Source organism: Limosilactobacillus vaginalis DSM 5837 = ATCC 49540 (assembly GCF_000159435.1).
Classification (GTDB): domain Bacteria; phylum Bacillota; class Bacilli; order Lactobacillales; family Lactobacillaceae; genus Limosilactobacillus; species Limosilactobacillus vaginalis.
On sequence record NZ_GG693413.1, the window covers coordinates 331,950 to 356,198 of the forward strand.

The window sequence follows — 24,249 nt, forward strand, 5'->3', positions numbered from 1 at the left end:
ATTTTAACACTTTTTAAAGTTCGCTACAGAAATTCGTCATTACTAAAATTGACGAATACCGCTTCCTCATTTAAAATTAAGCATGATTATCAAAAGAGGGATGAGTGTGTTGAACCAGCTTACCAATAAAGCTACCGAAAAATTATCGCCATTTAAAACCTTAACAACTGAGCAGGAAACATTAGTTAATTCCATTACTGAATTTACAGCAAAGCATTTAAAAAACGACTTTCCTGCAATCTATACGATTTATGGTGATGCCGGAACGGGAAAAAGTGTTGTTTTATCAAACCTCTTCGAACGATTCCAATTAGCAGCTCGTCAGGATCCAGCTTCGCCATTTTTTAAAACTAAAAATTACTTCCTGGTTAATCATCCAGAAATTCTAAAAGTTTATCGCGAAATTGCCGGCCCAATTAAGGGACTTTATAAAAAGGACTTCACCCGTCCCACTTCGCTAATTAACCAGTTAGATAAGAAACAGCAAAATATTGATATTGCCGTAATTGACGAAGCTCATCTCCTATTATCGAAAGCTGATCACTACAATAATTTTTATCACGATAATCAGTTAGTCGAGATTATAAAACGGGCTAAAGTCGTTGTTTTAGTTTTCGATCAATATCAAGTTTTAAGGATGAAGAGTTTATGGACTCCTGAACGGCTTGAAAAAATCACTCACCAATACCCTCATAAAGAGTACCATCTCCATCATCAATTCAGGATGACCGCTAGTGATCAGCTGATCGACTGGTTTAATCACTTTACAGATCAATATGAACTTGCAGCAATTCCAAAGAATAGTCGTCAAAATTATGACTTTCGGATTTATAACGATGCGGAAAAAATGCGTCAGGCAATTGTTAAGCGAAATGATGAGGTTGGCCTTTCACGAATCTTATCGACTTCCGGATACCCTTCAACCCTTGACGGCGGTAAGCACTATATTAAAGAGGGACAATTCAGGTTACCCTGGGATCAATATAACTATACGGTCACTCCTTGGGCTGAACTCCCCCAAACAATTAATGAGGTTGGCTCGATTTATACCTGTCAAGGCTTTGATTTAAACTATACGGGAATTATCATTGGTCCGCCAATTAGTCAACTTCCCGGAACCAAGAAGCTGCAAATTAATCTCGATAAATATACCGATTCAGAAGCATTTAAAAAGCGCGATGATCTAACGGATCCGCAAGAAATTAAAGCTCTTGAAGAACGAATGATTATGAATTCTCTTAATGTTCTTTTTAAGCGGGGCGTGTATGGCACATACATTTACGCTCATGATCCGCTTTTGCGTAATTCGCTCGTTCAGCTCTTCAAAGATGCTGGCCTTAATTATTAAGAAAGTAGAGTACACAATGAAAAAAAAGACTCTTAACAAAAAATTGCTAATTGCCCTAGGAGTTCTCTTAGCAATTATTATTGTGATTTTTGTTTATCAAAACTATAAACCAGAAATTGATGTCCTAATCCACCCCGTACCACACGAAAAAGAAATTCTCCTTCACATGATTAGAGCCCACGGGATCGCTAATTCTCTACTTCTCCTTGGCTTAATCGCTGTCTTAAACTCTATTCCCGGCCTTTCAAATTCAGTTATTTGTATCCTTTCGGGGCTTTGTTACGGCCCCTTCTTTGGCTTTATTATTAACTGGATGGGAAATGTTCTTGGAAACTGTATTGTAATGAGTTTGATCAGAAAAATTAATTTTTCAAAAAGGGTTAAACAACACAAACTAATTAAATCATTAATGCACCAAAAACATCCCCTTATTGGTCTGACAATTGGTTTTATGATCCCAGTTATTCCCAGTATCCTTGTTAATTACGCTGGTGCTCAGTTAAACGTCAACCGCCGACAATATATGGCAATGGTTCTGGTAGGAATGGCACCAACATCATTTCTCTATGCCTTTGGTGGGGATGCGATCTTCCGGGGTAGTCTCAAACGAATTATTAGTGCCGCCATTTGCATCCTAATCCTTATTGGTATCTACCTGATTGTAAAAAAGATCGATGACGAACATAAAAAACGGTTAGAAACTGAATAACTAAAACAACTCTCCAAGTCAGGGAATCCTCCTTGGAGAGTTGTTTTAATTTTGGAAACGGCTAACGAATTCTGCAAGATACTGAGTGGTTAAGCTCTTCGGGTTATGAATGAGGCTAGTTGGATGACCTTGGGCAACAATCCGTCCACCATTTCTACCCCCACGTGGTCCCAAATCAATTAAATAATCAGCGTTTACCATTAAGTTGACATCATGAGTAATGATAATAATCGTTGCTCCCCGATCAATTAACCGTTGCATTACCTGAAGCAAGACTTGGACGTCAAGGGGATGGAGACCAACCGATGGCTCATCGAAGACAAAAAGAGTTGTTTTTTGTTGACGATTCAAATGCTTAACGAGTTTCAACCGCTGAGCTTCTCCACCAGATAATGTTGGCGTACTTTCACCAAGATGAAGATAGCCAAGGCCGACCTCGTCAAGAAGCTTTAATTCACGCTGAATTTTCGGTATATCCTTAAAGATCGGAATTGCATGGCGAACATCGAGGTTTAACAAATCAACGATTGAATAATCATGCCACTTAATTTGTTGAATTTTCTTATTATACCGATCACCGTTACAAACGGGACAAACCTGCTGCATGTCCGGTAAGTATTGTATATCAAGGGTTACGATCCCTGTCCCACCACAGTTTGGACAAGCGCCCTGTTTATTATTGTAAGAGAAGTAACTTGCAGTCCAGTGCTTCTCCTTTGCAGCTGGTTGAGCCGCAAAAAGCCGCCGGAGATTATCCATGATACTTGTATACGTCGCAACTGTTGAACGGGTACTCTTTCCCACCGGAACAGCATCAACACTGACAACACTTTTGAGTGGAGTATCTAAGTTGTCGACCTGTTTGGGAAGTGGTTCCCCTTTCTCTTGAGCTTTTAAAGCCGGAACTAAGCTATCAAGAATTAGACTAGTTTTCCCCGCACCCGAAAATCCAGTGACTGCGGTAATTCGATTTGTTGGAATCGTGGCAGTAACATTTTTTAGGTTAAAGTAGTCACTAACTGTAAAATTAGTTTCAGAAGCTGCCCGTTTACTTGATGTTTTGCGAACTTTGATCCGGGCTTTACCGTTCAAAAATGGACCAATTAGTGAACTTTTCTTCCGCTTTAATTCAGCAGGAGTCCCCTGATCAATTACCTTTCCTCCTTCGGCACCAGAACCAGGACCAATCTCAATCACCCAATCTGCAGCACTAATAATATCAATATTATGGTCAACCACCACCAGTGAATTACCTTGTTCAACCAGTTCATGAAATACATGAAGGAGACCGTTAATGTTATCGGGATGGAGACCAATCGACGGTTCATCCAGAACATACAAAACGCCTGTTGTCTGTGTCCGTAATGTCCGGGATAATTGAATTCGCTGTAACTCACCAGTTGATAAGGTATTACCGTTCCGTGAAAGGGAAAGGTAATCTAAACCAAGCTCTAACAATGGGCGAAGATTGTCATCAAATTGCTTAAAGATTGCAGTTGCCATTTTACCCATGTTCGTTGGCAATTCGCTTAGAACCTTTTGCTTCCATTGTTCAAGTTCGCCAAGAGTTAAATCAGTGACTTCTGCAATGTTTTTTCCGCCAGCTAGTTGAGTTAGAAGTTCCGGTCGTAAGCGGGTCCCATGGCAAACAGGACAAACGGATGAATGAAAGAACTCATTAATTCGTTGCTGTGCCCGAGCACTTTTACTTGTCTTTGCCGACTCAAGAACTGCTTCATGAGCATTTTCATACAAGGCATTAAAATCATGAAAGACTCGACCAGTTCCCGAGACAAAATCCATCTTGTATTTCTTGCTTGGTCCATTCAAGACAAAGTTCTTTTCCTTAGGTGAAAGATCCTTATAGGGGACGTTAATTCGGACGCCAGCCTGCTCAGCAACTTGAGGCATAAAATTCCGACCAGGAAGGTGCCATGAAGCCACTGCACCTTCATCCAGCGTCAGATTCTCATCGCCAATTAGTTTTTCTTCGTCTAGTTCACGAACTCGGCCAGTTCCTTGGCATCGTTTGCAGGCCCCATCAGAATTAAAGGCAAAGTCTTCAGCGGAAAAGGCATTAAACTTCACGCCGCATTCAGGGCAGGTTAAAACGCCCATTTCGTCTCCAGACTTGCTCATCGCCTGTGCTACCTCAAGACTTGGCTTTAATCGGTGGCCATTTGGACAGACAGGTGAACCTAAGCGAGAAAAAATTAGTCGAATTACATTAAAGATCTCACTCATTGTTCCAACAGTTGCTCGCTCAGACGGAACTGCTGGACGTTGATGAAGTGCTAGTGCTGACGGGATTTGTTTAACGCTATCAACCTGTGCCTGGGCACCCAATTTGATCCGCCGTCGCGTATACGTAGATAAAGCTTCCAAGTACCGCCGGGAACCTTCTTCATACAGGATTCCCATTGCTAACGAGCTTTTCCCAGAACCAGATAAACCAGAAATTGCGACAAATTTATGTAGCGGAATATTAACGTTAATATTTTTCAAATTATGAACCCGACCACCCCGCACTTCAATTTCTGCAGGAATCGTTGATTGCACTGCCTTATTCAAAAGCTCTTCCCCTTTTCTTTAAAAGCTTAAAGCTGCATTCCAAGCCAAGCAAGGCTAAGTCCACCAAGATATGATAAAGTGCCATAGATTATTAAACTGCGCCACTGATGCTCATTATACATTGCAATTAATTCAGTGTTTAACGTTGAAAAAGTTGTGTAGCCGCCTAAAAATCCGGTTTCCCAAAAAAGGATCGTAAACTGACTAGTGGGAAAGCGGTGAATTAATATTCCTAAACAAAACGCACCAGTAAGGTTAATGAGTAATGTTGCTCCTGGCCAGTCGACTTGCAATTGCTTCCACAAATAAGTAAATAGGTAACGAAGGAGGGCACCGCATGATGCACCAAAACCAACTAAAATCATTTATCTTCCTCCATTCTTACCAATAATTGCGCCAAAATAAAACCAATAATGGCTGCAAAGAACCCTCCTAGAAGACTAACCAGAAAGTAACCACTGCCAACCCAAAAATTGCTTTCACTAAGTTTTAAGACACTAGTAATAAATGACGAAAACGTTGTAAAGGCCCCAATCAATCCCGTTCCTAATCCTAAGTTCAACCAACCGGCTAAAAGATCCCGTTCAATTACATAATAGGTAAGAAATGATAACAAAAAGCACCCTACAAAATTAGCGATCAGGATCCCCCATTCACCTAAATTAAAACTGAATAGATAGCGAAAAATACCACCAAAGAAAGCGAAAGCAGCAACCGCAACCAAATTTTTTATTTTCATTTTTATCCTCCATTTCCACCAACTGATTTTACGCTTTGAATTCCTGTTTGCCAATCTAAAACGGAACATCGTATAATAATAGCCGAGAAAAGAGGAATCAGTTATGAAAATGCGAAGAATCGATCATATTGTATTGACCGTTAGCAATCTTGAAGAGTCCATGCGCTTTTACCATGAAGTCTTTGACATGCCAGTAATTGACCAGCAAAGTAATGATGATGTAATTACTCTCCGGTGTGGTCACCAGCTTATACGGCTGCAAAAGGTTGACCGACCAACTAAATTGGTGGCTAATCATCCAACCGTCGGATCAGCTGACCTTTGTTTAGTTGCTGGAGATAAGGTCGACGATATTCTTCACCACTTTAATAGTTATTACGTCGATGTTGTTGAAGGGCCTGTAGAAAAGCAGGGTTCTGAAGGAGCAATGACTTCAATCTACGTTCATGATCCCGACAAGAACCTAATTGAAGTTTCGGTTTATGCAAATAAATAAAGAAAGCCTTGATTTAGACACTTAGACGCGGTAAGTTCGAAAGCATTAACAAATAAGTAGAGACCTGGAAAAATTTTGTCTTTCCAGGTCTCTACTTATTTTCATCCAAGCAACTCAGCAATAACCAGGATAACAAGCAGGATGGCTAACCAACTACGATAATGATCACGAATAATTCCTAAATAGTCTCGAACAACGGTTAAAGGCTGCAGCTTCCACGGAGTCTTGCTAGAAACAAGCGGCCAGGATAACTTCAGCTTTCGTAAATAATTAAAGGTTCTGAAGATGTGGAATGAGCTAGTTATAACGACAATTTTTTGCTTAGGATCAGCTTGCTTTTGCAATAACCTTTGGCAGTTGCGTAAATTATCCCAGGTATTCATCGCCTGCTCCTCTAAAATAATCCGGTCTTGAGGGATTCCGTGATTAATCAAATATTTTGCCATTGCTTGGGCTTCAGATAATTGCTCACCATGCAAAATACCACCAGTAACAATAATTGTAGCGTTATGATTTAACTTCCAGCAGGCAATGGCTTGTTGCAGTCGCGCTGTCAGAACAGGCGGCACTTTGCCCTGACGCAGGCCAGCACCGAGGGCAATTAAATAATCAGCCTTAACAGGTCTTGAAAGGAGTTGTGCAGTAATAATTGCACCCCAGAAAATTACTAATCCAAGAGTGGTAATCCCATTAACTATTAGTGCAGTCAAAATTACCTGGTGGTTAAACCAGGTAAAATATCCTTGATACTTAAATAGTAGCGGTAAGCAGATAAATAGGTTTAAGAACATTAAGCCAAATGTCTTCTGATTATACTTAATCAGCTGCGCGTCTGTTGAAAAGTGACGAACCAAAATTGCCCTAATTGATTCCAGCCAGCTCAAGAGACTTGCAACTCCTAAGCTAACCGCAGTAAATGTTTTCGGGTAGCCAATTTGTCCGCCGATCAAAATTAATAGCAAGCCAGTCCAGCACAACGCCCACTCATTCTTTTTGGGTAACGGCCACCACAGGAGAATGATCAACAAAGAAAGAGTTAAAATAATCATTTCTTCCCGTACTCCTTTTTCTGCCGACGATATTTTCGGTAGCGACGAATCAATTCACTAACCGCCATTGTGACAATTATAATGATTGCTAACGAATAGCCAAAGACACCAAGACGGTAGATGTGCGGATGGTCAGTACTGCCCTCTACTAACAACGATGAGCCAACAATAATTGCTGCTAAAATAATTGCAATAATTATCCGGTTAACAATCCGACTAAGCCACTTCATTAGATTTTCCTGGTCAGCGTAATGAAAATTAATTCGAGCATCCCCATCACTAATTGCATCAAAAAAGGTGTTCAGCTTCCCTGGCATTTGGGTAATATTCTTCACAGCACGATAACTTCCCCACAAGCTATTATCTAATTGAGTACGCAAATCGAAATGCTGCTTCAAGTACTGCTTACCAAATGGTCGGGCAACCTCCAACATTGAAAGTGAAGGATCAAGCTTAGCAATAATTGTTTCTAGGATCCCAAATGCCCGTACCAGCATCGTCACTTGGGAATGAATCTGGAGATTATTATTTTGACATAATTGAACGATCTGATAGAGCATCTTAGTGAAATTAATTTCAGCAAGGCCAGCATTCAAGTACGGCCGCAGGAATTTACCAAGTTCCCGATAGAATTTCTGCTCGTCAAGCGGTCCCACTTGCTCACACATTGGAATAATTGATTGACCGATCTCATGAATATCCTGTGAATTAACGGCCAATACTATTTTGGCAATTCCGTCCGCTGTTGCTGGCGAAATTCTTCCCATCATCCCAAAGTCAATCCAGATAACCCGGTATGGTGGAAGGCTCTTCTCTTGCTGATAGCTGATTTTAGTAGGGCCAATCTGCTTCTCTAATTTCTTTTCTACCTCAACCTGGTCCGTTTGAGCTTCATCCTGAGACAGGTGACGAATTAAGATATTCCCTGGATGCGGATCAGCCTGAAAGAAGTGATCGACAAAGACTTGCCTAAGGAAGTTCTTAACTAATACTTGGGCAATCTCATGGCGAACCTGTCGTTGCGTTTTTGCTTGTTCAGGGTTCGTACTTAATGAAGCGTTAGCCAGGTACTTAATACTCTTCCCCGGCATATATTCATTAACCAAAATTTTAGGGGCGCAGTATTTGAAGTAAACCTTAGGAACCCGAATAATTGACTGGCCATTATTAAGGCGGTAAAATTCAACCCCGTTTTTGGCTTCTTGAATTGTGTCAATTTCACTCCTTAGCGAGTCACTTAAAGCGTTGAAGATTTTTACGGGATCAACAACAGTAATCCCAGTTGGAACGTATTTCAGTAGTTCAACCGCCCGTTTTAAAAGCGCCAAATCTGTATCTACCAATTTAGTAACATCAGGATGCTGAATTTTAACAACTACCGACGTCCCATCCTTTAACTCAGCATGATGAACTTGACCGATCGAGGCTGAGGCAAATGGTTCTTGATCAAATGTCTTAAAAACTTCACTGATCTTTTTTCCAGTTTCCGTCTCAAAAGTCTTTTTAACACTTGCGAAGCTATCAGCCGGAACATCATCCTGAAGCTTTCGTAAGGCCTTTATATATTCTGGGCTTACCAGGTCTGCACGAGTAGAAAGGATTTGCCCCATTTTAATAAAGGTTGGGCCGAGTTCTTCTAATGCCTGACAAACTTCTTCCGGATTTTTTTGATGATAAAAATTGCTCAAAAAGTGATATTGACGCATTACCTGCATGATCCGCCGAAGACGTTTTCTTGGGGATGGTACTGTTTCTTCAGCCATTAATAAGATCCTCCTTACTCACAATCCATGGGCATCCCCGGAACACAGTTGCATTCAACCTTCTCTGGGGCATTTTTCTTCTTTTCAGCTAACAATTTTTGAAGTTGTTCAATATCCTTTCGACTAAGAACGGCATCATCTATTACATGGCTAAGCGTAGCACCAACATGCATCTCGCAAATGCTGTTAAACAAATGATCTGCGGCTTCGTTCATGGTAATCTGCTCCTTAATTAATGGGGAGTAGATAAAGCCACGGCCTTGACGGGTTGTCTTTAATGCTCCTTTTTCCACTAGACGCCGGAGTAATGTCTTAATTGTTGCGGGTTTCCAATCAACTTTTTGTTGAAGGATTTCAATTACTTGGGTACTAGTTGCTTTACTGAGGGTCCAGATAATTCGCATTACTTGCCATTCTGCTGGCGTAATATCTGTTTTTTCTTCCATGTCCTCACCTCAATTTAAAATCTACACCTGTCGATAAAAAGCGTCAAACAATTTCTGGTTTAATCCAAATACTTATTGTGACCTAGATCAAGATCTGCTAAACTACTGCATTAGTTATGCTAATTTTTCTAAAAAGGAGTCGATGTTCTTGAGCGACCAGCGAATTAGGCGTGCCCTAATTATAATGGTTTTTGGAACTTTCTTCGGGATTCTTTGTTCAACCTTAATGAATATTGCATTGCCAACATTTATGGACGTTTTTCATATTAGTGAAGCCCACGTTCAATGGGTAACGAACGGCTATATGTTAGTCAATGCGTTAATGATTCCGGTTAGTTCCTACCTTATTAAACGATTCTCATTTAAATGGCTATTTATCTTCTTTACGGGAATTTTTCTTTGCGGAACCTTAATCGGCGGGTTAGCGAATTCCTTTAACCTCCTAGTAATTGCTCGGATGATCCAAGCAATCGGTGCCGGAATGATGATGCCCCTTGTCAATGTTCTTGCAATTCGTTATGCTCTCCCAGGGAAGAAGGGCCGAATAATGGGAATTATTGGTCTTGCATTTAACTGTGCACCAATCCTTGGACCCGCGGTATCAGGTTTTATGCTTGATTACCTCTCGTGGCGATACCTATTTATTTTGATTATCCCCTTTGCAGTGATTACATTACTTTTATCACTTTGGATGCTCCCTTATATTCCCCATAACGAATTCCCCCAATTTAACGGTTTAGGTTTTACGGTAATTACCCTCGGCTTATGGTCCTTATTAATGGGCCTTTCAAATGTTTCTAATTATCCGCTATTATCGTTTAATGTTGGTGGAATGGCAATTATTGGGCTAGTATTCATTGTTATTTTTTATCTCAATCAACGAAGAAGTACCCACCCATTGATTAACCTCAGTGTGTTTGAACATCGACAATTTCTCCTGGCAACCGTCATTAATATGCTAATTACCGCGACAATGTACGGCAATGCTATTTTGATTCCGTTGCTTGTTCAGATTGTTCTTGAAGAAAGTACCGTGATCTCCGCAATCGCTGTTCTTCCAGGGGCAATCCTTACAGGGCTATTGTCAACAACTAGCGGTCGATTCTATGATCACTACCCTATTCAATGGCTTGTTGGTGCTGGACTACTAATTGATATTTTCGGGACAACCGGACAGGCAATGATCGGTGCCCGGAGTTCAGTGGTTATCATTACGGTTTTTCAAACGGTACGCCAATTTGGACTAGTAACAATGTTAATTCCACTTCAGACACAGGCGCTTTCACTCTTACCCAACGAAATTGTTCCCGATGCGGTGGCCTGTTTTAATACCTTGCGACAAATTGCAGCAGCATTTGGGACCGCACTAATCGTCTCTGTTGTCGGGATCGTAAACCACCTTATCCATAACTCAACCTCCCATTTAGGAATCCAATCAGGATTTGCTTTTTGCCTAGTTCTTCTCTTGATTTCTCTCATTCTCAGCAGGAAGCTTTATCACCAAATAAAAAGTTAGAATATAAAAATAAAGTCGGACAATGGACCGAAAATGGTTCATTGCCCGGCTTTTTAACAAGATCAAGATTTCTTTTTAGAAAACAAAATTCACTAAAATAATGTAGCTAACCGTCCCCACCAATAGCGACAAACACATGCTTCGTTTTCGTAAGTGGACGAGGATTGTAATAATACTAGCAATAATTTCTGGTAAGCCAAAATCGCCACTAAGGAAGTGAACATTTCTAAAGCAATAGACCACGAGCATCCCCATAATTGCTGGTGGAAGAAAATCACCTAGTCCTTCAATAAAGGGACTCAATTCTTCTTTACCATTTCGTTGGCGGCCAAAAACAAGGAATGGAACGACACGGGTAAAGAAGTTAGCGACTGCAGCGATCGCTATTGAAATCACTTGTTGAACAACTGTCATTTCTTAATCATCCCCCTTTGCATGACGCCTTGTTAAATAGTAATATTCCGCAACCAGCAAGAGTAAGGTAACAATCAAAAAGTACGTCTTGCCAACAGCCAGCAAGCTAATGATGGTAATTAAGACCCCACTAATGGAACTAACATGACTCTTTTCTTGTAAGAATTGATCCAATGCCAAAACAATGAATAGGGCCGTCATAACAAAATCAAGTCCCTTAACTTGGAGCTGGAAGACACTTCCCAAGAAGCCGCCTAAGAAGGCCCCAAGAACCCAATAACCCCAATCCAAGACCGTGATCCATGTATTAACCTTTACTTGACTCATTTCTTGTGGAACTTTGGTGTAGTGGTTAATAACAAAGGTCTCATCAGTTAGGCCAAAGATTAACAGCCACTTTCGCCATCCAGCATGTCGGTACTGTTTGAGCATTGATAGGGCATAGAATGACTGACGAAAACCGACCACCAAGGTAATTAAAAGGACGTTCAAGGGATTAAAATGTTGGACTAGCATATTGGCAATCACAAATTCAACTGATCCTCCATAAATCGTTAGCGCCATCAATGTCGGATACCAAAAAGAAAACCCCAGGTTGTGCATGTAAAGGCCGTACCCCAGACCCAGTGTCACATAACCAAACAGGACTGGCATCGACTTTCCCAATGCAAAGCGGAATTCACCATCCAGCTTTTTCATTACTTACTCCCCCTCGGAATAAAAAATCAATTGACTTTTATTTTAGCGAACGACCTTGATGCATACAAGAACTAAATTGTATGCATTACAGTGCGACCGCAAAAAAAGACATGATACCGATTAACCATCGGTACCATGCCCAAGATTACAATTTGTTTAATCCTTTTGTGTTACTAGTTCGTAAACGTAGGATTCTTCTTCAGGACGATATACACCGTGAAGTTCACCAACTTTAGTGAAGCCATTCTTGGTGATTAAGTGTTGCATGATTTCGTTGTTTTCATGGGTATCAATCCGAAGAGACTTAATATCCTTCCGATTTTCTTTGATATAATCAATCACACTTTCAAAAAGTCGTGAAGCGTAACCGTGACCGGCATGCTTTGAATGGATCGCAACCCGGTGAATAACTTGGTACTTATCAGTATCTACCAACCACTTGCCATCCAGAGCATCGTATGAGTGGTCTGGTGCATCCACAATGGCTAAGGCACCTACAGTTTGGTCATCGTCTGACTCAACTAGGTATGCCCAACCGTGCTGAATATCTTCCTTAATGTGTTCTTCGTTCGGGTAATCACCCTGCCATTGATCAATTCCCCGTTCTGCTAATTGGTTACGACCATCGCGAAGAATATCCATCACTGTATCCAAGTCTTCCATGGTAGCTTTGCGTAATTGCATTCGTATTACCTTCCCTTCTGATAAATTGAAATTTAATTTTCACAAATTAACAACCATACTAACTTACCATATTAACAATGACATGTGCAAGCCAAAAGTTTTGCTTCCCTTAATCCTACCGCAAAGCCCGGTTTAATGATAAATTAAGGGTATCATTACGAGGAGGAAAAGGAAGCATGAATCTTACCATTACGGAATTATATGAGAAAATGCACCAAAATATGGGAAATTCCGGTTGGTGGCCTGCTGAATCAAAAGCCGAAATCATCGTTGGTGCAATCATGATTCAGAATACCAATTGGCGAAATGCCGATAAAGCTGTTGCTGGGTTTCGAAAGCAAACTAATTTTGATCTCAATAAAATTCGCCAACTAACTACTGAGGAATTACAGGCTCTCGTTCGACCAGCAGGATTTTATAAGAATAAAAGTCGAGCAGTTGCGGCTATTTTTACCTGGCTATTGCAATATGACAACGACTACCAACAAGTTTGCCAAGTTCTAGGCCCAAAATTACGACAAGAACTGCTCAAACTTCACGGAATTGGTGATGAAACCGCTGATGTCCTGCTCACCTATATTTTTGAACAGCCAACGTTTATCAGCGATAAATATGCCCGGGTATTGTTCACCCAACTAGGCGTTCCCAACCTTACTAATTACCAAAGTCTCGCAAAGCAAGTTAAACTGCCTGCTGACTTCACTAGTACAGCTGCTCAAGACTTTCATGGTTTAATTGACGAGTTTGGCAAAATCTATTTTCATCCACTGACAAAATTTCAAGAAAGTTTTCTTGCTGGTGATCAGCTAATTCTGTAAACTTGACTGAAGTTTTGCTGTCATGTGGAAATACTGCTTATATAGAGCCGTCAGTCTCCCTGAGTTTTTCGTTGGCAACCACGGCTTTTCACGACCACAGTAATGTAAAATCACCGTATTTTTGATTACCCAATCAAGGTCCCACTCGCCAAGCGAAATCGTTTCATAAATTTTTCCGTTGCGGGTATCAAAGTTATATAATTGGTCAGGAATTGTTTTGATCCGCTCACTATAGAGCGCATTTAATACATCCTGATCGGGAAGAAGCAAAATGTGGCGGCGAATGTAATCAAAAATTTGATCAGCATCAACCTCTTGACGCATCAAATCAAGATTCATTAAGAGCACCCCTGAGTTATAATAGCCATCTGCTCCGAAGTTCTGTAAACGAATCTTATTAATTACGTCAGTAGTATTCGTTAAGCTGGCATGGATTGCTGAAGCGAAAAGGTTATTGCCCAATGCAGTACTATATAAGGGTGAAAGGTCATTAATACAAAGTATGTCAGCATCCAGATAAAGGATTTTATGGAGATCCTGAGGAAGCATTTGGTGAGCTAGTAGTCGGTAATAAATCGTGGTTGGGTAGCGATCGGTTACCGGAGCATTTTCAAATAACGATTGCTTAACCATTACTGGATGGTACGCCATCTTTAAGTGCTTGCAAAAAGCAGCTAATTCCGCTTCCTTTGTCAGCCGATTTTTCTGCAAAACATAAATATTGAATTCCTGAGACTTGGTGTTTAAATGAATCGACAGTAAGACGGTTTCTAACTGTTGAACAAAATTATCATCAATCGCAAATAATAAGTTCATTATAAATTTCCTCCAAACACTACTAATTATATCAATTGTACTAACTAAAATACTTGAAAGGATTGATTTGATGAATCAAGAACAACAACTAGCGACAGTTAAGCAATTTACGGTTAATAAACTCGCCAATGATCGGACTGGTCACGGGATGGACCATATTAATCGAGTTGTGAAGAATGCCGCCCGGATTGCGATCGGTGAGGGTTATGATCCCTTCCTGCCCCAAGTAGCGGCCTATCTTCACGACACAGTAGACGAAAAGATTGTTGATAGTGTTACTGCTGCTCAAAATGAGGTCAAAGGATTTCTTCAAAAAATCGGAATGACCACCGAGCACGTGAACACCGTGATGGAAACAATTGATAACATCTCGTTTGCTCATACCCTAGAGGGACATCAGATTCAGCTTAGCAAAACAGCCCAGATTGTGCGAGACGCTGACTGGTTAGATGCAATTGGGGCAATTGGAATCACCCGTGCAATCTACTATGGTGGTGCTCATGGCGAAGTTATTTATGACCCGAAAATTAAGCCACGGAAAAAAATGAGCAAACAAGAATACCGTAATCTTGACGATGAGACAATCATTAACCATTTTGACGAAAAGCTTCTTGGGCTAAAAGACAAACTTTTTACGCCAACCGCACGCGCAATTGCTGAATATCGACAACAAGTAATGCTTGATTTTCTTCATGAATTTCATCAAGAATGGGACGCTAAAGCATAAAAACATCTCTGTAGTTAACACAATTGTTAATTACAGAGATGTTTTTATTTTTGCTTATCCTGATCTTTTTTCTTCTGATTATTACCCATATCAATAATTACCGAATCGTTTGAAGTATCGTGGTTTGTTGAATCAGGTAACAATTTTTTACCAAGATGTAACAATAGAATACTAAGTGGCGGAACTAATAATGCGTAGCAAAGGCCTGTTAATAAAGAAGTAGGCAATGCTAACCGGGCAATTTCAATCATCCCGTTGCTACTGCCAGTTAATCGCCAGCCGACAATTAAGTAGGCAAGTTCGAGCAGCACAAGAATGATCAATCCACTACTAATTCCAATAGTAATCATTTGTTGATGACGTAACTCTTGTGAAGTTGCTTGCTGCCACCTAACTACCCAGCCACTGAAAAGTGTGGCTAAAGCAGTTACCACCACGGTTAACCAATCGCTTTGGCTAAACCCTAATAAAATCAATTGGGAAGCAACAATTAATAACGCAGAATTCAACATTCCTAACAATGGAATCGTTGCGATTGCTAGTAGAGAAGTCACCGGAGCAATAATTGTTCCGCTAGGTAAGACGCCATGCAGGTTTAGCGGTGATAGCAGACAAATAGCTAATAGGATAATTAACCAAACAATAACGTGAAATAAACGAATTCTCTTCATCATGGCAAAGGCTTCTTTTCCGTATCTTGCAACCAAGCAAGAGCCAGTGCCCCCTGTCCCAAGTGAACACCAACGACCGGACCAAAGTAAGATAATTCAAATTTAATGTCAGGATGATCCGCTTGTAGCTTAGTTAGCCACTTCTCTCCTGCTTCCTTATCGTTAGCATGGAGAACAATTGCACGTACTGGATAATCCAGCTTTTCAATTGACTCGTTAAAAAGCTGTTCACACCGGGCCTTTGCCTTCTTCATTGACCGGACCTTTTCAAAAGCTTCGATATCATGATTAGGATTATCAAAAGAAAGCAATGGCTTAATCCTTAAAATTGATCCAACAAAGGCGGATGCGTTTGATAGTCGTCCCCCACGCACTAAGTTTTGCAAGTCATCAACAACAAAGACATCACGGAACGTATCTCGTAACTCAGTTAATTTCTTTACGATCTCGTCAACGTCTGCTCCTTGCTTAGCTAATTGTGAAGCTTCAATTGCAAGATACCCCATTAACTTAACCGTGATTCCAGAATCAAAGGGAACAATCTTAATCGTATCCTTCATTTGTTCTGAAAGCTGGGTAATATTGTTGAGAAATCCTGAAATAGTCTTTGTAAGGTGGATACTAATCACAGCATCATAGCCATCATCAGCAAGTTTCTGGTAAAGCTCCATCATCTCACCAATTGAGGGCTGAGACGTACTGGGGAAAGTACTAGCCGTCTTTAATTGATCATAAAATTCCTCGGTGGTGATATCAACACCTTCATGGTAAGTCTTACCATTGAGGATAAACGGGATTGGTACCACATGAATATTATTGGCTGCGATCTCTTCTTTAGAAAGATAGCAGGTACTGTCAGTTACAACAGCTATTTTCATTAATACTACCTCCATTGGAATGTTGTTATTAATGATTAAAGAATAATTGCATAGTAAAGGTATTCTAACAACATCGTAATAGATATAGAATACCACATCGCTGTACAGAAACCAATAATCCTAATCCTTTGAATTGTTTATTTGGCAAAACAAACGGTATAATAGTAATCGCTATAAAAAATCGTTTAATGAAATTAAAGGAGGAACTAACTAATGGCATTTGATGGTTTCTTTACCCATGCAGTCGTCCATGAATTAGATCAGACTCTGTCGACTGGACGAGTGGCCAAGGTTAACCAGCCTTACCCTGCAGAACTAATTATGACCATCCGCGCACACCGGCATAATTATTCTCTGCTTCTTTCAGCCAACCCGACATATCCGCGAATGCAAATTACGCAAATTGCCTACCAAAATCCAGCAGTTCCCAGCAATTTTGCAATGACTATGCGTAAATACCTTGAGGGAGCAATTTTAGAATCAATTGAACAGGTTGATAACGACCGGATTATTAAGATGAACTTTAAGACGCGGGATGAATTGGGAGATCAACAACGGCTTGTCCTCGTAATCGAAATAATGGCCCGTCATAGTAACGTTTCATTAGTTAACGAAAAAAATCATAAAATTATTGATACGATTAAACACGTGGGATCCGATCAAAACCGTGTCCGCCTGCTTCTCCCTGGCGCAACCTTTGTAATGCCGCCAAAGCAAGATAAAGTTAACCCGTACCTGCCTAATCAAATCTATACGGATCTAGTTCGTAAGGATCTCGATGAAAACGAACTAGCTAAACAACTTCAAGCACGTTATCAGGGATTGGGACGCCAATCTGCTCAAGAACTAGCACGCGAACTTCAAGCAAGTTCTGATTTACCAACGACTTATCACACTTTTTTAAAGCAGTTTGAAAATCCAGATCCCGTGATTTATGACGACAATAATGGAAAACGGCAATTTGCAGCATTTCTGCCAAGCAATATTAAAGAAGAACAGCTGACCCATTATGATACCCTTTCTGTAATGCTTGATGCTTTCTATGCCCAAAAAGCCGAACGGGATCGGTCTAAAGAGTTAGCTGGTCAGGTTCTTAAAGTACTTCATAACGAACTAAAGAAGGACCGCCGTAAAGTTAAGAAACTAAAGCAACAACTTGAGGATGCGGCAAAAGCAGATTATTACCGGATTCGTGGTGAAATCTTGACGACTTATTTAGGGAAGCTGACTGCGGGGATGACGGAAATTACCCTGCCAAACTTTTATGATGATAATAAGCCACTCAAGATCAAACTCGATCCAGAGCTCTCCCCTTCTCGCAATGCTCAAAAATACTTTACAAAGTATGACAAGTTAAAGACGTCGGTCGATTACGTTAAGGAGCAACTGAAACTAGCCAATGACGAAATTAACTACCTTGCAAATATCGAGAGTCAAATCGATCTTGCTTCACCAGCTGATATTCAGGAAATTCGCTTAGAGCTTCAGCAACAAGGTTACATTAAGCAAAAACGACAAAAAAGTAAGAAACGGCGAAAAGTTAGGGTAAGTAAGCCAGAAGAATTTCATACCAGCAACGGGACAACTGTTCTTGTTGGTAAAAATAACCTGCAAAACGATCGCCTTAGCTTTAAGATTGCCAACAAAAATGATATTTGGCTTCACGTTAAGGATATTCCTGGTTCACACGTTATCATTCGTGATAGTGATCCGGATGAACAAACCCTGCTTGAGGCTGCCCAACTCGCTGCCTACTTCTCAAAGGGACGGAATTCTGATAACGTCCCTGTTGATTACCTGCCCGCTAAGCGTCTCCATAAGCCAAATGGTGCTAAGCCCGGTTTTGTAACTTTTACCGGCCAGAAAACATTGTATGTCACGCCACATAAACTGAAAAATTAAACAAAACAGAGACTTGGAGTACGGTTAAGCCGTTTTTCCGAGTCTCTGTTTTTTGTAATTACTTACTAGTTCATAAATTGGATTTCTGCACCGATAATCTTATTTGGGCCAAGAATTCCTTGGGGCTTCATCCGGAGCGACTCAAAGGGAAAAGTTGCACGGTAGGTTACAGTTCCCTTTGGTTGCGTGATTTCAGTATCAGCAAGGTTAAAGTCCTGATCACTAACAATCTTCCCCAGAAGCGCTGGGAGGTTAATCCCTAGTGATTTTGAAAGGAATGCTACTTCTGGAAGACTAATTGATTGAACGGTTAGTGCCTTATATTCTAGTCCGTCTTGCTCAAAAATTACCTGATAAAAACCTGGATTCGACTGCTGCTCAACTACCTCACGAGCAGTAGCCTGCATTTTCTTTAGTTCCACATCATTGACTGCGGCTGGTAGCTGTAGATTAATCATCTCATAATCAAAATTAGTGGCAGATTGTAAAGCCGCGGTTGAAGCAAGAAACTTTTCATTTTCACCGTCCCAGAGATAATCAAGTGCTACCAACTGGTTAGAGCGTGGTTTCAAATTACCTAAACGGTCATCTGGCAAGGTAATAACTTTGCTTTGCAAGTCGTATTTCTTTAACGTTTCTAAGAGATTAGTGTAGCTAGCAGGAATAAAAATTAACTGTGGTTGATCGATTTCAACAACCGAAAGAACATTCTCTGCTGATGCAGGCTCAATATACCGCTTATCAGCAATCAGCGTATTAAGGGTGACAGAACTGGGATTACAATTCATGATAATTGTATGAAACTTCTGCCGGTGAAGCTGCATCATCATGGAAGCAACAAAGAAGTCTCCGGCATTACTAAGTCCCAGTCGTAGCCCCCCTGTTCCGATAAATAAGGCACTTGGTTGAGGCAACGTTAATGCTTCATTTTCATCTTCATAGGCTGAATAGAACGTCTGGGTGTGCTGATCAAATTCACCAGCAGACGGTTCAACTTCCTTATACTTTACTGTAAGGTTATGGTCCTGCATCATTTGGTAAATCTGCTTAGGAGTTGTTTTCCAGAGCTTAGCAATTAGCTGGTTGCTTAACCCGTTATGCTTTGCCTTAGCCAAAACCGGCTCTTTCCCCGGATGTTCAACTAATTCGGTTATAAGCTCCTTCATTTTTGCTAGTTGATCAAAGTAGAAGGGATCAATCTTGGTCATTTCAACCAGTTCATAGGCGGTATAGCCCCGCTGCATTGCTTCCAAAAGAGAAAATAGCCGTTCAGCATGCGGATGGACCAGTCGATCCACCAACTCATCATCGGACAACTTTGCCTGTGATTGGATGTGGAAGTCAGTCGGTTCATGGTAACGTGACTCAATCGCCTTAAATAATGCTTCGGCTGGACTTCTACCAATACCGAAGACCGTTCCAACAGACTTCTTTTCAGTACCCAATAATTGCTTTTGCGCTTGTTCTGGACTAAATCCCCAAACTGGTACCCGTGCCGCAATATGATCCATTGCTGGCTCAATTAAGGCCGCATGTTTAGCGAATCCCGGTCCTAAGTCAATCTCACGCAAGGTTTTACCTAAATATAATTGGGAGCTCACCATCGCAACCGGGTAGCCAGTCGACTGGGCAACGAAGGAAACCATTCGGTCAAAGTATGGGCTGCTCTTAATGACATAAAAATTATCATTAACTGGATCCAAGGCAAATTGAACATGATTAACCCCAACAATTCGTAACTTCCGGGTAATTGCAAATGCAGTATCCCGCATATCTTGGATTTGCCGATCAAGAAGCGTCTGTGCTGGATTAAAGGCAATCGAATCACCAGCATGAATCCCAATTGGATCCATATCTTCGACCATCCCGAGCATCATCATTGTTCCGGATTGATCACGCTGAACAACCACTTCAATTTCCTTATAGCCACCAAGACTTTGCTGAACGTAAACCTGTTCTGCTCGCGATTGACTAAGACACTTGCTAACAGCAGCTGCTAACTCGCTTTGATCGTGGACGATCTGCCTGGTACTTGTAATCTTAGGTAAGACGGAGCGAATAATTACCGGATAACCAAGTCGCTGAGCTTCTTCTAGCGCATCAGGATAATTATTAACCGTGACGATCTTCTTCATCGGTGCACCCATTTGACGAAGAGTTCGTTCAAGCAACACTGGATTATTAACTTGGCGCACGGTTGCTTCCGGTACCCCGAGAAGTTCAATCTCCTTTTTTCGCAAGATTCCCTTTTCAAGTAATTCCTGTGTAAGAAGAAATGCTTGCCGATTACCTAATGTCGGCAGGATTGCCCGTGGTTGGTATTTTTCGATCAATTCGATCAGATGATTAACGGTTAATGGTCCAATTGATGAGTGATCGATCACGGAAGAATCATTCAGGCTATAAGAAAATGGGTTGTTGTCCGCTAAGATCGTGGTAACGCCAGCTCGACGAAGGTAGGTTGCTACCTGGTAAGTTGCGGAATCAACTTCATCCCCATGCTGAATATTATTCGGTCCAGCACCGATAATCAAAATTGATTTCTTATTTGTCACTACCGCCGTTCCTCCTTCCGCTTCATTGTATCAATAAACTCGTCAAACAAGCCATCTGTTTCATCTGGGCCTGGTGCGCCATCCGGGAAGAACTGGACAGAGAAGGCCGGAAACTGCCGGTGACGTAATCCCTGAACACTGCTATCAATCATATCAGTATACGTAACGAGTAATTTTGACCGGTCTACTGTACTCCAATCAACGGTATACCCTTCTGATTGGTTCGCATAAACGATGTGATCGGTAATAATTTCCTTAATTGGGTGGTTCATCCCGTGATGCTCAACACCAAGCGGAATTACTTGAGCACCATTAGCTAATGCAAATAATTCGTGACCAAGGCCAATTCCAAAGAGCGGTACTTGTTCCTGAACTTTTCGGATCATTTCGAGAACCGCTGATTTTACATAATGCGGATCGCCAGGGCCACTTGAAAGAACTACGCCGTCAGGATCAAGCCGTAAAATTTCGTCAGCAGTCGCATTATATGGCAGAACAGTGACGTTGCACTTTCGCCGACTCAACTCTCGAAGGATCCCGTTCTTTAATCCAAAATCGACTACAACCACGCTCATCCCAACTCCAGGATTAGGGTATGGCTTAGGTGTCGAAACCTGAGCTACTTGCTGGTTGGTCAAAACAGTCGCGTGCAGCTGATCAAAGGCATGGTCATCAGGAACCGGAACGATACTCCCTTTTAATGGTTTGCCAGCATCACGAAGCTTATGGGTAATTGCCCGAGTATCAATGTTAGTAATTCCGGGAATATTCATTTGTTTTAAATATTGATCCAGGGTTAATCGACGAATATTATCGGTTGCTACATTTGATAATGAGCGAACGATTACCCCTTTAATAGTGGGGACAATTGATTCATAAATGTTCCGTTGGATTCCGTAACCGCCAATATTGGGTTGGGTAAAGGTTACGATTTGGTTATCGTAAATCTGATTAGTAATAATTTCCTGGTAACCCGTCATGCTGGTATTAAAAACCACTTCGCCAAAGGTTACTGCTGGTGAGCCAAATCCATCTCCCTCAAAGATGGTTCCGTCTTCAAAAATTAGGTAGCGTGCTGCCATAGCGCTCACTCCTTTTTCAACGCATTTGTTTCCTTAACCATTATATAAATGATCGGAAGCGTTTCAAAGAGCTATTAAATAAAAAATCCTAGCAAATTTTAAAAATCGTCTGCTAAGCGTTCAATAATTCACTATGAAGGTCGATCCGTTTTTTCTAAATGATCAATCATTTTTTGAAAATACTCCGGTAGCGGTGACGTAAAAGTCATCTGCTTACCTGTCCGGGGGTGTTTAAACCCTAACAACCGTGCATGAAGGTATTGACCATTACCAGGAAGGGTCTTCCGTGGCCCATATAGTGGATCACCTGCTAGCGGGTGCCCAATATACTTCATGTGAACACGAATCTGGTGCGTCCGTCCGGTTTCTAACCGACAGCTAACTAGCGTATAATGCTGGAAAAGTTCCAAAACTTTAAAATGGGTCACCGCATGACGACCATCCTCAACCACTGCCTGCTTTTTCCGATCCTTCTTTGATCGACCAAGTGGCGCGTCAATCGTCCCCCGCTCTTCTTTAATTACCCCATGAACTAGGGCAACGTATTCCCGCTCATTAGTCTTTGCCTTTAATTGCGCAGCCAATGACCGATGAGCAAGATCATTTTTAGCAATCATTAATAATCCAGAAGTATCTTTATCGATCCGATGAACAATTCCCGGACGAAATTCACCATTAATTGTAGATAAGGGTGAATGATATAGAAGAGCGTTAACCAGGGTATGGTTGGGGTGCCCTGGAGCCGGGTGTACTACCATTCCTTGTGGCTTATTAACAACAATCACGTCATCATCCTCATACACAATATCTAAAGGAATATTTTCTGGCTCTAAATCTATTTTTTGTGGTTTTTTAGGTTGAACAACAACCCTATCGCCAACTACAAGCTTATATTTGGGCTTAACTTTCTCTCCATTTACGGTAACGTTACCGTCTTCAATCCATTTTTGCAATTGGGATCGCGAAATATCCGTTAAATGGTGGGCAAGTTCTTTATCAATTCGTCCAGTCATCGCTGAGTCAATCGTTAACTTCAACTCATCTGTCACTTTTCATCATCCTCACGAAGCACAATAATAATCAGCATAATTACCCCAAGCGTTAGGCACATATCCGCAATATTAAACACCGGGAAATTAACTGGTAAGAATTCAAACATATCAACGACATAGCCCTGAAGCAAGCGGTCAATAAAATTACCAATTGCCCCTGCCAGAATTAAACTCAGGCACAGTAAAATCGGGTGACGGTGACGAAATCGCCAAAAGCAATAGCCAATTCCCGCAATCACAACAACCGTTACAATACTGAAAAACAGTTGCTGCCCCTGAAACATACTCCAGGCAGCCCCATAGTTATGAAGGTTGGTTAAATCCATGACTCCGGGAATGAAGTGTTGGCTGTGACTCAACGCAATATTAGTACTTACCCAAATCTTCAGCCATTGATCAAGGCAGATTAAAGCGAGGACCAATAAGAGGTAGCTAAAAAAGATCATCCCTGTTGTTCCCCCTTTAAGTTGTTCAATGCCAGTTTTAAGCGTCGAATAGCCTTATTGGAAAAGGCAAAGTTAAATACTTCCCCATTGACGGTCAAACTAACCGTATGCTTAGTGAAGCGTGGCTGACGAATATCAGCTAACGGGATTACTAAGTAGTCTTTTTGCAAAACTCTGCTAAAAACCATTTTACTTGGAGTAATTAGCACGGTTCGCCGAAAAATTCCCAAAAGCGTTACAATAATAAAAAGCAAAAAGAGAAGGGCCGTTACCCACTGAAAGTGAGTAATTTCAAGCCAAACCACTAGGCCAGCAATGAAAATCAAGAATGTCCAGCACCAGCTAATGATTGTCGTGGTAAGGTTGGGTTGATAAAAATAACGAGTTTCTTCTTCCATAAAGTAAAGTTTTCCTTTCAATTGGGGTGAATTAATTCTATGCTAAAAATTTATACGGATGCTGCAACTAAGGGTAATCCCGGACCAACAGGATTGGGAATCCTAATTATTAATCAACACCAGCAACACCAGCTCTCGCAGACTCTTGAATCTGCGACAAACCATGAAGGCGAGTTTGCAGCGGCGATTGCTGGTTTTCAGTACTTGGTTGACCATTATGACCATCAGGAAACAGTTTTATTCTATACCGATAGTCGGTTATTAAGCGATGCTATTGGTAAAAATTATACTAAACATTACCAATCACAATTAAAACAGTTAAATCAGCTTCTTAGTCAATTTACAACGGTGGTTACCCAGTGGGTCAGCGAACGGGAGAATCATGGTGCCCATAATTTAGCCAATCAAGCTCTCCAACAACTTGAATGAAATCGCCCACTATTATAGCAAATTTTAGGTTAGAATGCTGT

General features: G+C 41.1%; 25 protein-coding genes. 8 read left to right on the top strand and 17 right to left on the bottom strand.

Annotated features, from left to right (window positions below; genetic code table 11):
- Positions 1–100: 100 nt before the first annotated feature.
- A complete protein-coding gene (locus HMPREF0549_RS04745; RefSeq protein ID WP_050754858.1) occupies positions 101–1,348 on the top strand; it encodes a DUF2075 domain-containing protein in 1,248 nt (415 codons plus the stop codon).
- A gap of 16 nt (positions 1,349–1,364) precedes the next feature.
- Positions 1,365–2,057: a TVP38/TMEM64 family protein gene (locus HMPREF0549_RS04750; protein WP_040531221.1), complete on the top strand. Its 693-nt coding sequence runs from the start codon at positions 1,365–1,367 to the stop codon at positions 2,055–2,057.
- Between the two features lie 45 nt (positions 2,058–2,102).
- Here the strand turns inward: HMPREF0549_RS04750 and HMPREF0549_RS04755 are convergent, their stop codons facing one another.
- From HMPREF0549_RS04755 to HMPREF0549_RS04765, 3 genes are read right to left on the bottom strand one after another with little or no spacing between them, the layout of a single operon-like run.
- Entirely contained in the window at positions 2,103–4,628 is a 2,526-nt protein-coding gene (locus HMPREF0549_RS04755; RefSeq protein WP_003717130.1) for an excinuclease ABC subunit UvrA, read from the bottom strand.
- Between the two features lie 26 nt (positions 4,629–4,654).
- A complete protein-coding gene (locus HMPREF0549_RS04760) occupies positions 4,655–4,993 on the bottom strand; it encodes a CrcB family protein (protein ID WP_003717131.1) in 339 nt (112 codons plus the stop codon).
- Positions 4,990–5,367 carry a fluoride efflux transporter FluC gene (locus tag HMPREF0549_RS04765; RefSeq protein ID WP_040531225.1) on the bottom strand — a complete coding sequence of 126 codons (378 nt, stop codon included), beginning with the start codon at positions 5,365–5,367 and terminating at the stop codon, positions 4,990–4,992. Before HMPREF0549_RS04765 ends, HMPREF0549_RS04760 begins: the two co-directional genes overlap by 4 nt.
- A 103-nt stretch (positions 5,368–5,470) precedes the next feature.
- Here HMPREF0549_RS04765 and HMPREF0549_RS04770 point away from each other — a divergent pair, with 103 nt between their 5' ends.
- The gene (locus HMPREF0549_RS04770) at positions 5,471–5,863 is read left to right on the top strand and encodes a VOC family protein (protein WP_003717133.1); all 393 of its coding nucleotides are present in this window, start codon (positions 5,471–5,473) and stop codon (positions 5,861–5,863) included.
- Positions 5,864–5,964: 101 nt separating this feature from the next.
- On the opposite strand, the gene HMPREF0549_RS04775 is transcribed toward HMPREF0549_RS04770, so the two are convergent.
- From HMPREF0549_RS04775 to HMPREF0549_RS04785, 3 genes are read right to left on the bottom strand one after another with little or no spacing between them, the layout of a single operon-like run.
- The gene (locus HMPREF0549_RS04775) at positions 5,965–6,912 is read right to left on the bottom strand and encodes a YdcF family protein (RefSeq protein ID WP_003717134.1); all 948 of its coding nucleotides are present in this window, start codon (positions 6,910–6,912) and stop codon (positions 5,965–5,967) included.
- Positions 6,909–8,675 carry an ABC1 kinase family protein gene (locus tag HMPREF0549_RS04780; RefSeq protein ID WP_003717135.1) on the bottom strand — a complete coding sequence of 589 codons (1,767 nt, stop codon included), beginning with the start codon at positions 8,673–8,675 and terminating at the stop codon, positions 6,909–6,911. Before HMPREF0549_RS04780 ends, HMPREF0549_RS04775 begins: the two co-directional genes overlap by 4 nt.
- 14 nt (positions 8,676–8,689) lie before the next feature.
- Positions 8,690–9,121 carry a CopY/TcrY family copper transport repressor gene (locus HMPREF0549_RS04785; protein WP_003717136.1) on the bottom strand — a complete coding sequence of 144 codons (432 nt, stop codon included), beginning with the start codon at positions 9,119–9,121 and terminating at the stop codon, positions 8,690–8,692.
- Between the two features lie 148 nt (positions 9,122–9,269).
- Here HMPREF0549_RS04785 and HMPREF0549_RS04790 point away from each other — a divergent pair, with 148 nt between their 5' ends.
- Complete coding sequence (locus HMPREF0549_RS04790) at positions 9,270–10,637, top strand: DHA2 family efflux MFS transporter permease subunit (protein WP_040531228.1); 1,368 nt, start codon at positions 9,270–9,272, stop codon at positions 10,635–10,637.
- Positions 10,638–10,712: 75 nt separating this feature from the next.
- Here the strand turns inward: HMPREF0549_RS04790 and HMPREF0549_RS04795 are convergent, their stop codons facing one another.
- The 3 genes from HMPREF0549_RS04795 to HMPREF0549_RS04805 form a co-directional block, all read right to left on the bottom strand.
- Positions 10,713–11,051, bottom strand: coding sequence for a branched-chain amino acid transporter permease (locus HMPREF0549_RS04795; RefSeq protein WP_003717138.1), 339 nt, complete (start codon positions 11,049–11,051; stop codon positions 10,713–10,715).
- Between the two features lie 3 nt (positions 11,052–11,054).
- A complete protein-coding gene (locus tag HMPREF0549_RS04800) occupies positions 11,055–11,750 on the bottom strand; it encodes an AzlC family ABC transporter permease (protein ID WP_003717139.1) in 696 nt (231 codons plus the stop codon).
- Positions 11,751–11,906: 156 nt separating this feature from the next.
- Positions 11,907–12,434, bottom strand: coding sequence for a GNAT family N-acetyltransferase (locus tag HMPREF0549_RS04805; protein WP_003717140.1), 528 nt, complete (start codon positions 12,432–12,434; stop codon positions 11,907–11,909).
- A gap of 176 nt (positions 12,435–12,610) precedes the next feature.
- Here HMPREF0549_RS04805 and HMPREF0549_RS04810 point away from each other — a divergent pair, with 176 nt between their 5' ends.
- Complete coding sequence (locus HMPREF0549_RS04810; RefSeq protein WP_003717141.1) at positions 12,611–13,252, top strand: endonuclease III domain-containing protein; 642 nt, start codon at positions 12,611–12,613, stop codon at positions 13,250–13,252.
- Here HMPREF0549_RS04810 and HMPREF0549_RS04815 read toward each other — a convergent pair.
- On the bottom strand, positions 13,241–14,068 hold the full coding sequence (locus HMPREF0549_RS04815; RefSeq protein ID WP_003717142.1) for a glycosyltransferase family 8 protein: 828 nt from the start codon (positions 14,066–14,068) through the stop codon (positions 13,241–13,243). The genes HMPREF0549_RS04810 and HMPREF0549_RS04815 overlap by 12 nt on opposite strands.
- 70 nt (positions 14,069–14,138) lie before the next feature.
- Here HMPREF0549_RS04815 and HMPREF0549_RS04820 point away from each other — a divergent pair, with 70 nt between their 5' ends.
- The gene (locus HMPREF0549_RS04820; RefSeq protein WP_003717143.1) at positions 14,139–14,795 is read left to right on the top strand and encodes an HD domain-containing protein; all 657 of its coding nucleotides are present in this window, start codon (positions 14,139–14,141) and stop codon (positions 14,793–14,795) included.
- Positions 14,796–14,839: 44 nt separating this feature from the next.
- Here HMPREF0549_RS04820 and HMPREF0549_RS04825 read toward each other — a convergent pair whose 3' ends face one another.
- On the bottom strand, positions 14,840–15,469 hold the full coding sequence (locus tag HMPREF0549_RS04825; protein ID WP_003717144.1) for a hypothetical protein: 630 nt from the start codon (positions 15,467–15,469) through the stop codon (positions 14,840–14,842).
- Entirely contained in the window at positions 15,466–16,344 is an 879-nt protein-coding gene (gene fakB, locus HMPREF0549_RS04830; RefSeq protein ID WP_040531231.1) for a DegV family protein, read from the bottom strand. The genes HMPREF0549_RS04825 and fakB overlap by 4 nt, the downstream gene beginning before the upstream one ends.
- A 213-nt stretch (positions 16,345–16,557) precedes the next feature.
- Between fakB and HMPREF0549_RS04835 the strand changes: the two genes are divergently transcribed.
- Positions 16,558–18,246, top strand: a complete 1,689-nt coding sequence (locus HMPREF0549_RS04835; protein WP_003717146.1) for an Rqc2 family fibronectin-binding protein — start codon at positions 16,558–16,560, stop codon at positions 18,244–18,246.
- A 65-nt stretch (positions 18,247–18,311) separates the two neighbouring features.
- Here the strand turns inward: HMPREF0549_RS04835 and HMPREF0549_RS04840 are convergent, their stop codons facing one another.
- The 5 genes from HMPREF0549_RS04840 to HMPREF0549_RS04860 form a co-directional block, all read right to left on the bottom strand.
- Positions 18,312–20,801 carry an ATP-binding protein gene (locus HMPREF0549_RS04840; protein ID WP_003717147.1) on the bottom strand — a complete coding sequence of 830 codons (2,490 nt, stop codon included), beginning with the start codon at positions 20,799–20,801 and terminating at the stop codon, positions 18,312–18,314.
- The gene (locus tag HMPREF0549_RS04845) at positions 20,801–21,883 is read right to left on the bottom strand and encodes a carbamoyl phosphate synthase small subunit (protein ID WP_003717148.1); all 1,083 of its coding nucleotides are present in this window, start codon (positions 21,881–21,883) and stop codon (positions 20,801–20,803) included. The genes HMPREF0549_RS04840 and HMPREF0549_RS04845 overlap by 1 nt, the downstream gene beginning before the upstream one ends.
- A gap of 131 nt (positions 21,884–22,014) precedes the next feature.
- Positions 22,015–22,932, bottom strand: a complete 918-nt coding sequence (locus HMPREF0549_RS04850; protein WP_003717149.1) for an RluA family pseudouridine synthase — start codon at positions 22,930–22,932, stop codon at positions 22,015–22,017.
- Positions 22,929–23,381, bottom strand: a complete 453-nt coding sequence (gene lspA / locus HMPREF0549_RS04855; protein ID WP_003717150.1) for a signal peptidase II — start codon at positions 23,379–23,381, stop codon at positions 22,929–22,931. Before lspA ends, HMPREF0549_RS04850 begins: the two co-directional genes overlap by 4 nt.
- A complete protein-coding gene (locus HMPREF0549_RS04860) occupies positions 23,378–23,779 on the bottom strand; it encodes an EbsA family protein (protein WP_040531235.1) in 402 nt (133 codons plus the stop codon). Before HMPREF0549_RS04860 ends, lspA begins: the two co-directional genes overlap by 4 nt.
- 39 nt (positions 23,780–23,818) lie before the next feature.
- Between HMPREF0549_RS04860 and HMPREF0549_RS04865 the strand changes: the two genes are divergently transcribed.
- Positions 23,819–24,208, top strand: coding sequence for a ribonuclease HI family protein (locus tag HMPREF0549_RS04865; protein WP_003717152.1), 390 nt, complete (start codon positions 23,819–23,821; stop codon positions 24,206–24,208).
- Positions 24,209–24,249: the final 41 nt, after the last annotated feature.